The sequence below is a fragment of the Corallococcus sp. CA049B genome, from assembly GCF_003611685.1.
Lineage (GTDB): Bacteria > Myxococcota > Myxococcia > Myxococcales > Myxococcaceae > Corallococcus > Corallococcus coralloides.
In genome coordinates this window covers 1-9,363 of sequence record NZ_RAWC01000288.1, presented here as the reverse complement: position 1 = coordinate 9,363, position 9,363 = coordinate 1, and the positions used below count along the sequence as shown (strand labels likewise).

The following is a 9,363-nucleotide window of genomic DNA, read 5'->3' as shown; positions in this document are numbered from 1 at the left end:
GGCTGGGGCAGGGCGGCCATGGCCTCACAGACGAGGCGGGTGCCCTCCGCGTTGACGCGCATGAACTCGTCGCGCAGCGCGGCGCGGCGGATGCCGGCCAGGTGGAAGACGACGTCCACGCCCTTCACCGCGCCAGCCAGCGAGGCGGGGTCCGTCACGTCGCCCACCACCCGCGTCCAGGGGTGGCCTTCCAGGGCCTTTTCCAGCTCGCGGGTGTCCGTGGTGGGGCGCAACAGGCATGAGACCCGGTCGCCGCGCGCGGCCAGCGCCCGAGCGAGCCAGGTCCCCAGGAAGCCACCGGCGCCAGTGATGAGGGCATTCATGGGTGCTGTTTCATCCGAAAAGCCACATCCCGTCCACCGTCGAAACGGGCAGGGTGCTCCCCGAGGGGCAGGACGCTCCAGATGCCGACTTTCCGCCTCCGGACGCGTCGCGAGGCACAATCCCCGAGGGAAAACGGCCTCCGGAGCCGGTTTCTGGCGCTCCGGACGCGTCGCGAGGCTTCCGTTCCCGAGGGAAGAATGCGCTGCGGGGCCGAGTTCTAGCCTTCGAATCCATTGCTCCGAGGAGCCCCAGAGGGAAAAAGCGCGCGATGGACGCTGTTTTTCCCTCTAGGCCGTGCTACTACGCGCCATCGGCTCTAGCTTGAAGATGCAAGCACGCCGTGCAACGTCCCCTTCGGAGGGGAGGAGACACAAGACGAATGGCCGCCAAGAAAGCCGCTGCGAAGAAGTCTGCCCCTGCTGCCGCGAAGAAGGCTCCTGCCGCGAAGAAGGCCGCGGGCCGTAAGCCCAACGCTGCGTTCATGAAGGAGATGACGCCCTCCGCTGAGCTGGCGGCGATCGTCGGTTCCAAGGCGCTGCCCCGCACCGCGGTGGTCAGCAAGATCTGGGACTACATCAAGAAGAACAACCTCCAGGACGCGAAGAACAAGCGCCAGATCAACGCCGACGACAAGCTCAAGCCCATCTTCGGCGGCAAGAAGAACGTCACCATGTTCGAGATGACCGCGCTGGTGAACAAGCACCTGAGCTGAACGGTGCAGGGCCCGTCGGGGCCGTCGCCGGTCGCCCGAAGGACCCTGGGGGCTCGTCACGCATCGCGCGGGACGGGCCCTCCGCTTTTTCTCCCTCTGTCAGCCGCTCGTCCGGAGCGTTGAAAAGGGGGCGAAGGCGCATCTGCCTGCTGGCGGACGCGCCGCGTCGGGCCTACCTCTGGGGCCCATGTTCCACGACGGTTCCGAGGCAGGGGAGCGCTCCGCGCGGCAGGCGGACGCGGATGGCACGCACACGACGGTGGAGGCTCAGGCGGAGGACCTGTTCGAACAGGTCCAACGCGAGCTGCGATCGCGCCGCGTCACGCCGCTGTCCACCTACCGGATGCAGCTGCACCAGGGCTTCACCTTCCAACAGGCGCAGGCGCTGGTGCCGTACCTGGCGAAGCTGGGCGTGAGCGACTTCTACGCGTCGCCCTACCTCAAGGCCACGCCCGGCAGCACCCACGGCTACGACTGCGTGGACCACCAACGGCTCAACCCGGAGGTGGGCACGCCAGAGGACCACGCGGCGCTCTGTGACGCCCTGCGCGAGCACGGCCTGGGGCAGGTGCTGGACGTGGTGCCCAACCACATGGGCATCGAGCGGGACAACCGGCTGTGGCTGGACGTGCTGGAGAACGGCCCGTCGTCCGTCTACGCGAAGTTCTTCGACGTGGACTGGCGGCCGGTGAAGGACGAGCTGGCGGACAAGGTGCTGCTGCCCATCCTGGGCGACCAGTACGGCATCGTGCTGGAGCGCGGCGAATTGAAGCTGTCCTACGACTCCGGCGCCTTCCACCTGCACTACTACGACCACCGGCTGCCGGTGGCGCCGCGCCAGTACGCCACCCTCCTCAAGCACGGCCTGGAGCGGCTGGAGAAGCAGCTGGGCGCGGAGTCGCCGCACCTGGTGGAGCTGCTCTCCATCATGACGGCCCTGGACCACCTGCCGCTGCGCACGGAGGTGGACCCGGCGAAGGTGATTGAGCGGCACCGCGAGAAGGAGGTCATCAAGCGGCGGCTGGGCGCGGTGGTGGCGGACAGCGCGGAGCTGGCGGCGTACGTGGAGGAGAACCTCCGGGTGTTCAACGGCACGCCCGGCAACGTGCGCTCCTTCGACCTGCTGGACACGCTCTTGCAGAACTGCAGCTACCGGCTGGCGCACTGGCGCGTGGCGGGCGAGGAGATCAACTACCGCCGCTTCTTCGACATCAACGGCCTGGCCGCCATCCGCGTGGAGGACCCGGACGTCTTCCTGGAGGCGCACCAGCGCATCTTCGAGTGGCTGCGCGAGGGGCGCGTCACGGGCCTGCGAATCGACCACCCGGACGGCCTCTTCGACCCCACCGCCTACTTCCTGGACCTGCAGGAGCGCTTCTTCGTGGAGCGGGCGCGGGCGCGCTTCGACGCCGGGAAGAAGGACGGGGATGACGCGCGGTGGCCGGAGGTGGAGGCGCTGTTGCGCGCGAAGTGGCGGCGCCAGGTGATGGACACGCCGGACAGCCCGCTGCGCAAGGCGCTCTTCGTGTCGGTGGAGAAGATTCAAGGTGGCCGCGAGCGCATCCCGGAGTCGTGGGCGGTGCACGGCACCACCGGCTACCGCTTCGCCAACGCGGTGAGCGGCCTGTTCGTGCACCCGGCCGCGGAGGCGCACCTGACGGAGACGTACGAGCGCTTCGCGGGCGGCACGCAGGACTTCGCGGAGCTGGTGTACCAGAAGAAGCTGCTCATCATGCGCGTGAGCATGGCCAGCGAAATCAACGTGCTGGCGCACGAGCTCAACCGCATCTCGGAGATGAACCGCCGCACGCGCGACTTCACGCTCAACAGCCTGCGGCGCGCGCTGGTGGAGTTCATCGCGCTGTTCCCCGTGTACCGCACCTACGTGGACGGCTGGCGCGCGGAGCTGGACGTGCGCGACGTGCAGTACATCGAGTGGACCCTCCAGCGGGCGAAGGAGCGCAACACCACCACCAACGCCTCCATCTTCGACTTCCTGCGCGACATCCTCCTGGGCCGCTACCCGGAGCACGTGGGGGACGACGAGAAGGCGGTGATGCTGCGATTCGCGATGAAGCTCCAGCAGGTGACGGGCCCCGTCATGGCCAAGGGCCTGGAGGACACCGTCTTCTACATCTACAACCGGCTGGTGAGCCTCAACGAGGTGGGCGGCGAGCCGGAGCACTTCGGCATGCGCGCCACCACCTTCCACCTGCGCAACCAGGAGCGCGCGGAGCGCTGGCCGGCGAGCATGCTCACCTCCAGCACCCACGACACCAAGCGCAGCGAGGACGTGCGCGCGCGCATCAACGTGCTCACGGAGCTGCCGGAGCTCTGGCGGGAGCAGGTGCGCGCCTGGGCGGACCTCACCCGGCCCTTCGTCAGCCACCTGCCCACGGGGCCCGCGCCGTCGTCCAACGACGTCTACCTCTTCTTCCAGACGGTGGTGGGCGCGTGGCCCATGGGCGAACAGGTGCCCCAGGCCGAGCTCCAGGAGTTCCACCGCCGCGTGCGCGAGTACATGGGCAAGGCCATCAAGGAGGCCAAGGTCCGCACGTCGTGGACCAACCCGGACGGCGCCTACGACGACGCGGTGGCGCAGTTCGTGGACGCGTGCTTCGACCCCGCCAGGGGCCAGGACTTCCTGGACGGCGTGAAGGCCTTCAAGCGCCGCATCGAGCGCGCGGGCCAGCACAACGCGCTGGGGCAGCTGCTCCTGAAGCTGGCCTCGCCCGGCGTGGCGGACACGTACCAGGGCTGCGAGCTGTGGGACCTGTCGCTGGTGGATCCAGACAACCGCCGGCCGGTGGACTACGCCCTGCGCGAGCGGCTGCTCACGGCGCTGGACGACGCGGCGGCGAAGGACCGGCCGGCCCTGTGCGCGCGGCTGACCCGGGACATGGACGACGGGCAGGTGAAGCTCTTCGTCCTGGCGGAGTCGCTGCGGCTGCGCCAGCGGTACGCGGACCTCTTCCGCACGGGCGGCTACGAGGCGCTGGAGCCGTCCGGGCCGCGCTCGCCCGCGGCGGTCGGCTTCGCGCGCACGCACGGAGACAGCGTGCTGATTGCCTGCGCGCCGCGTTACACCCTGGAGGCGCTGGAGTCCGGGGGGCTGGCGCAGGCGTATGACGGTACGTTCCTGAACCTTCCGGAGGCATATGCGGGCATGATGTTCCGCAATGTCTTCACCGGGAACACCGTCCGTCCCCAGCAGGGGCCGGGTGGCGTGGGGCTGGCCCTGGGGCCGCTCCTCGCGGAGTTCCCGGTGGTGCTGCTGGAGAGGAGCACTGGATGAGAAGGGCCGAGGTGCTTCCAGGGAAGCCGTTTCCCCTGGGCGCCACGTACGATGGGAACGGCGTGAACTTCGCCGTCTTCAGTGAGCACGCGAAGAAGGTGGAGGTCTGTCTCTTCGACCCCGCCGACCCCAAGAAGGAGACGCGCCGCTTCCCGTTGCTGGAGACCACGAACCACGTCTTTCACGGCTACCTGCCGGGCGTGCACGCCGGCTGTCTGTATGGCCTGCGGGCTCACGGTCCGTATGAACCCAAGAAGGGCCTGCGCTTCAACCCGCACAAGCTCCTGGTGGACCCCTACGCCCGCGCGCTGCACGGGCAGGTGGACCCCAAGGCGCCCATCCACGGGTACGTGCACGGGGGCAAGGAGGAGGACCTCGTCATGGACACGCAGGACGACGCCTGGGGCGTGCCCAAGGCGGTCATCCTGTCGGACGGGTTCGACTGGGAGAATGACAAGCGGCCGGAGATTCCCTGGAACAAGACGGTCCTCTACGAGCTGCACGTCAAGGGCTTCACCAAGCTGAACCCGCGCATGCCGGAGCACCTGCGCGGCACGTACGCGGGCCTGGCGCACCCGGCCAGCATCGAACACCTGAAGAAGGTGGGCGTGACGAGCGTGGAGCTGCTCCCCATCCACGCCTTCATGGACGAGCCGTTCCTCACCCAGAAGGGGCGCTCCAACTACTGGGGCTACAACACGCTGGGCTTCTTCGCTCCGGACGCGCGCTACTGCGCGTCGGGCTCGCTGGGCGAGCAGGTGGCGGAGTTCAAGGGGATGGTGAAGCTGCTGCACCGCGCGGGCATCGAGGTCATCCTCGACGTGGTCTACAACCACACCTGCGAGGGCAACCACCTGGGGCCCACGCTGTCCTTCAAGGGGCTGGACGCCGGCGCGTACTACCGGCTCAGTGAGAAGGACCCGCGCTACTTCATGGACTTCACGGGGTGCGGCAACTCGTGGAACGCCACGCACCCGTACGCGCTGAAGCTCATCGCGGACAGCCTGCGCTACTGGGTGGAGGTGATGCACGTGGACGGCTTCCGCTTCGACCTGGCGACGACGCTGGGTCGGGACCGGCACGGCTACGACACCCGCGCGGCCTTCTTCCAGATCCTCCACCAGGACCCCGTCCTGAGCCGCGTGAAGCTCATCGCGGAGCCGTGGGACGTGGGGGACTACGGCTACCAGGTGGGCAACTTCCCGGTGCTGTGGAGCGAGTGGAACGGCAAGTACCGCGACACCATGCGCCGCTACTGGAAGGGCGACGACCGGCAGGCGGCGGAGATCGGCTCGCGGCTCACCGGCAGCTCGGACCTGTTCGCGCTGTCCGGCCGCAAGCCCACGGCGAGCGTGAACTTCGTCACCGCGCACGACGGCTTCACGCTGCACGACCTGGTGACGTACAGCCAGAAGCACAACGAGGCCAACGGCGAGGAGAACCGCGACGGCGCCAATGACAACCACGCCTGGAACTGCGGCGTGGAGGGGGAGACGCACGACCCCAAGGTGAACGCGCTGCGCGAGCAGCAGAAGCGCAACTTCCTGGCGTCCCTCTTCCTGTCGCAGGGCGTGCCCATGCTGGTGGCGGGCGACGAGATGGGCCGCACGCAGAAGGGCAACAACAACGCCTACTGCCAGGACAACGAGCTGTCGTGGGTGAACTGGGAGCTCAACGAGCAGCAGCGCCAGCTGTTGGACTTCACCTCCCGCATCATCAAGCTGCGCCGCGAGCAGCCGGTGCTGTCCAAGCGCCGCTTCTTCCGCGGGGCCCACATCTGGGACAGCGAGCTGAAGGACCTGGCGTGGTTCCGGCCGGACGGCAAGGAGATGAAGCGCGAGGACTGGGAGAAGCCCTACGTGCGCTCCCTGGCCTTCCTGCTGGGCGGGGACGCCATCGCCACGCCGGACGACGAGGGCCACCGCATCGTGGGGGACACGTTGCTGGTGCTGCTCAACGCGCACCACGAGCCCATCACCTTCATGCTGCCCGCCCTGGAGTGGGGCGCGGACTGGGAGCTGGTGGTGGACACGGCGGCCACGGGGGAATCCCTGCGCACGCACACCCCGGCGGGCGGCAAGGTGCAGGCGGTGGGGCGTTCCCTGGTCGTCTTGCGCAGGCCCGCGACGGAATGGGAGTAGCCGCCGGGGCCGTCCCGGAGTAGGCAGCGGGGCGTGATGACCCACACGCTCTGGCCCTGGGTGGCCTTCAACGTCTTCGTCCTGGCGATGCTCGCCATGGACCTGGGGCTGTTCCACCGCAAGGAGCACGCGGTGTCGCCGAAGGAGGCGACGCTGTGGACGCTGGTGTGGGTGAGCATCAGCCTCGCGTTCTGCGGAGGCGTCTGGCACCAAGGCGGCAAGGGGCCGGCGCTGGAGTGGCTGACGGCGTACGTCGTGGAGTACGCGCTGTCGGTCGACAACCTCTTCGTCTTCCTGATGGTGTTCGGCTACTTCCGGGTGCCGCCGCAGCACCAGCACCGGGTGCTCTTCTGGGGCATCCTGGGCGCGTTCGTGATGCGCGCGCTGCTCATCGTCGCGGGCACGGCGCTGGTGGCCCGCTTCGAGTGGCTCATCTTCCTGTTCGGCGCGTTCCTCGTCTACACGGCCTCCAAGATGCTCTGGGCCAAGGAGGACGAGGACGTGGACCCGGAGGCGGGCTTCATCGTGAGGATGTCCCGGCGCCTCTTGCCGGTGGCGCGTCAGGGCGAGGGCAGCCGCTTCTTCGTCCACGAGGACGGCCGGCGCAAGGTGACGCCGCTGTTCATCGTGCTGATGGTGGTGGAGGCCACGGACCTGCTCTTCGCCATGGACTCCATCCCGGCGGTGCTGGGCATCAGCAAGGACCCGTTCATCATCTACACGTCCAACGTCTGCGCCATCCTGGGCCTGCGCTCGCTGTTCTTCGTCGTCTCCAGCCTGATGGAGAAGTTCCACCTGCTGAAGGTCGCGCTGGGCGTCATCCTGGCCTTCGTGGGCGTGAAGATGCTCATCGAGCACTGGTTCAAGATTCCCATCGGCATCTCGCTGGCGGTGATTGCCGGCTGCCTGCTGGTGGCCATCGTGGCGTCGCTGGTGTTCCCCAAGCCCCCGGAAGAGGAGAAGGCGCCGGAGACGCCCGCCCGGGAGCAGGAGCGCGGCTGACGGGCGAGCCCTGCGTTTCGCTTGCATCGGGCGGGAGTCGCTGCCAAGTCTCCCGCCATGTCCACCGCCACCACCGACGGCATCCGCGTCACCGTGGAGCCGACCTTCTGGCCGGAGCGCAGCACCCCCGAGTCCGGGCAGTTCGCCTTCATGTACAAGGTGGTGCTCTTCAACGAAGGCACCGTCCCGGCGCAGCTGCGGTCCCGGCATTGGATCATCACCGACGCCCAGGGCCACATCGACGAGGTGAAGGGCGAGGGCGTGGTCGGCCGTCAGCCGCACCTCAAGCCCGGCGAGCGCTTCGAGTACACGAGCTGGGCGATGCTGAAGACGCCCTTTGGCACCATGCGCGGCGGCTACGGGATGGAGCGTCCGGACGGCACGCGCTTCGAGGCGCGCATCGCCGAGTTCGCGCTCACGCTGCCGCACGCGCTGCACTGAGGCCTCGCGCATGCCTGTGCCGACCACGAAGCGGGGACTGCTGCTCGTCAACCTGGGGACGCCGGACGCGCCCGAGTCCGGGCCGGTGCGCCGCTACCTGCGCGAGTTCCTCAACGACCCGCGCGTCATCGACATCCACCCGGTGGGGCGCTGGTTCCTCCTGAACCTCTTCATCCTCCCGTTCCGCCCCGCGAAGAGCGCGGAGGCGTATCGCAAGGTGTGGATGACGGAGGGCTCGCCGCTGCTCGTGTACAGCCGCGCGCTGGAGGCGCGGGTGCGGGAGCAGCTGGGCGGCGACTACGAGGTGGAGCTGGCCATGCGCTACGGCAACCCGTCGCTGCCGGACGCCATCGCGCGGCTGAAGGCGAAGGGCGTGTCGGAGTTCACGGTGCTGCCGCTGTACCCGCACGAAGCCGCGTCGTCCTCCGCGTCGTCGCTGGCGCGCGCCTATGAGGTGCTGGCGGAGGGCTGGGACGTCCCCAACGTGCGCGCGGTGCCGGCGTTCTGGGACGACGCGGGCTTCCTGGACGCGTTCGCGGCGGTGGCGCGGCCGGTGATTTCCGACACGCGCGCGGACCACGTGCTGTTCAGCTTCCACGGGCTGCCGGAGCGCCACATGCGCAAGAGCGACCCGACGGGGCGGCACTGCCTGTCGTCCGCGGGGTGCTGTGACGCCATCACGGCGGAGAACCGGCACTGCTACCGCGCGCAGTGCTTCGCGACGGCGCGGATGCTGGCCCAGCGGCTGGCGCTGCCGGAGGGCGGCTACACGGTGTCCTTCCAGTCGCGGCTGGGGCGCACGCCGTGGGTGAAGCCCTACACGGACCTGGTGCTGCCGGAGCTGGCGGCGAAGGGCGTGAAGCGGCTGGCGGTGATGTGCCCGGCCTTCGTGGCGGACTGCCTGGAGACGCTGGAGGAGATTGGCCTGCGCGCGAAGGAGCAGTTCGTGGAGGCGGGCGGCGAGTCGCTGACGCTGGTGCCGTCCCTCAACGCCCACCCGGAGTGGGTGGACGCCGTGGTGCGGATGGTGCGCGCTTCGGACGGCCCGGCCCCTACGGCGCGGGCGGAGTCGCGGTAGGCGCCTCGGGAGCCTGGGGCGCGGCCGGAGCCTGCGCCGCGCTGACGGGCGTGATGCGGGCCTGGTAGGTGCCCACGGGCAGGTTCACGGCGGGCTGCGCGGGGCCGTTGAGGGACGTGGACAGGGTGCCCTCCCAGGAGCGCCACTGGCCGGCCTTCACCAGGAACTCGCCCTTGCCGGTGACCTTCACGGTGGCGCCCAGCTCGGTGCCTTCAGGCTGGGCGGCGGGGGCGGGCGCGTCATCCAGCTCGTTGGGGACCTCGATGGCGGTGTTCTCCGGGCCCGTCGGTTGCGCGCCCTTGACCTTCTTGGGGAGGGCGGGGCGCGGGGGGCTGAGGGTGCCGCCGAACTGCTCCACGATGTCGTACTC

At 69.1% G+C, this 9,363-nt stretch carries 7 protein-coding genes and 1 pseudogene; 6 read left to right on the top strand and 2 right to left on the bottom strand.

Annotation, left to right across the window (positions count from 1 at the left end; translation table 11 throughout):
* Window positions 1-323, bottom strand: a 323-nt coding sequence (locus D7W82_RS36085) for an SDR family NAD(P)-dependent oxidoreductase (RefSeq protein ID WP_120622639.1), incomplete at its 3' end; no start/stop codon positions are given.
* A gap of 380 nt (window positions 324-703) precedes the next feature.
* On the opposite strand from D7W82_RS36085, the gene D7W82_RS36080 reads away from it, so the two are divergent.
* From D7W82_RS36080 to hemH, 6 genes are all read left to right on the top strand, one after another.
* The gene (locus tag D7W82_RS36080; RefSeq protein ID WP_014394388.1) at window positions 704-1,036 is read left to right on the top strand and encodes an SWIB/MDM2 domain-containing protein; all 333 of its coding nucleotides are present in this window, start codon (window positions 704-706) and stop codon (window positions 1,034-1,036) included.
* A gap of 187 nt (window positions 1,037-1,223) precedes the next feature.
* Window positions 1,224-4,331 carry a malto-oligosyltrehalose synthase gene (treY, locus tag D7W82_RS36075; RefSeq protein WP_199727942.1) on the top strand — a complete coding sequence of 1,036 codons (3,108 nt, stop codon included), beginning with the start codon at window positions 1,224-1,226 and terminating at the stop codon, window positions 4,329-4,331.
* The gene (glgX, locus tag D7W82_RS36070) at window positions 4,328-6,472 is read left to right on the top strand and encodes a glycogen debranching protein GlgX (RefSeq protein WP_120622638.1); all 2,145 of its coding nucleotides are present in this window, start codon (window positions 4,328-4,330) and stop codon (window positions 6,470-6,472) included. The genes treY and glgX overlap by 4 nt, the downstream gene beginning before the upstream one ends.
* Before the next feature lie 36 nt (window positions 6,473-6,508).
* Window positions 6,509-7,474, top strand: coding sequence for a TerC family protein (locus D7W82_RS36065; RefSeq protein ID WP_120622637.1), 966 nt, complete (start codon window positions 6,509-6,511; stop codon window positions 7,472-7,474).
* Window positions 7,475-7,531: 57 nt separating this feature from the next.
* Window positions 7,532-7,915 (top strand): Co2+/Mg2+ efflux protein ApaG, encoded by a 384-nt coding sequence (apaG, locus tag D7W82_RS36060; RefSeq protein ID WP_120622636.1) that lies wholly within the window; start codon window positions 7,532-7,534, stop codon window positions 7,913-7,915.
* A 10-nt stretch (window positions 7,916-7,925) separates the two neighbouring features.
* Window positions 7,926-8,993, top strand: a complete 1,068-nt coding sequence (gene hemH / locus D7W82_RS36055; RefSeq protein ID WP_120622635.1) for a ferrochelatase — start codon at window positions 7,926-7,928, stop codon at window positions 8,991-8,993.
* Here the strand turns inward: hemH and D7W82_RS36050 are convergent.
* Window positions 8,968-9,363, bottom strand: a pseudogene (locus D7W82_RS36050) (hypothetical protein); the annotation flags it as partial. The gene hemH and the pseudogene D7W82_RS36050 sit on opposite strands and share 26 nt — an antisense overlap.

Bases quoted from the DNA above. Each gene is read 5' to 3' on its own strand.
- D7W82_RS36080 (WP_014394388.1), top strand. From the start codon at position 704: ATGGCCGCCAAGAAAGCCGCTGCGAAGAAGTCTGCCCCTGCTGCCGCG.
- treY (WP_199727942.1), top strand. From the start codon at position 1,224: ATGTTCCACGACGGTTCCGAGGCAGGGGAGCGCTCCGCGCGGCAGGCG.
- glgX (WP_120622638.1), top strand. From the start codon at position 4,328: ATGAGAAGGGCCGAGGTGCTTCCAGGGAAGCCGTTTCCCCTGGGCGCC.
- D7W82_RS36065 (WP_120622637.1), top strand. From the start codon at position 6,509: ATGACCCACACGCTCTGGCCCTGGGTGGCCTTCAACGTCTTCGTCCTG.
- apaG (WP_120622636.1), top strand. From the start codon at position 7,532: ATGTCCACCGCCACCACCGACGGCATCCGCGTCACCGTGGAGCCGACC.
- hemH (WP_120622635.1), top strand. From the start codon at position 7,926: ATGCCTGTGCCGACCACGAAGCGGGGACTGCTGCTCGTCAACCTGGGG.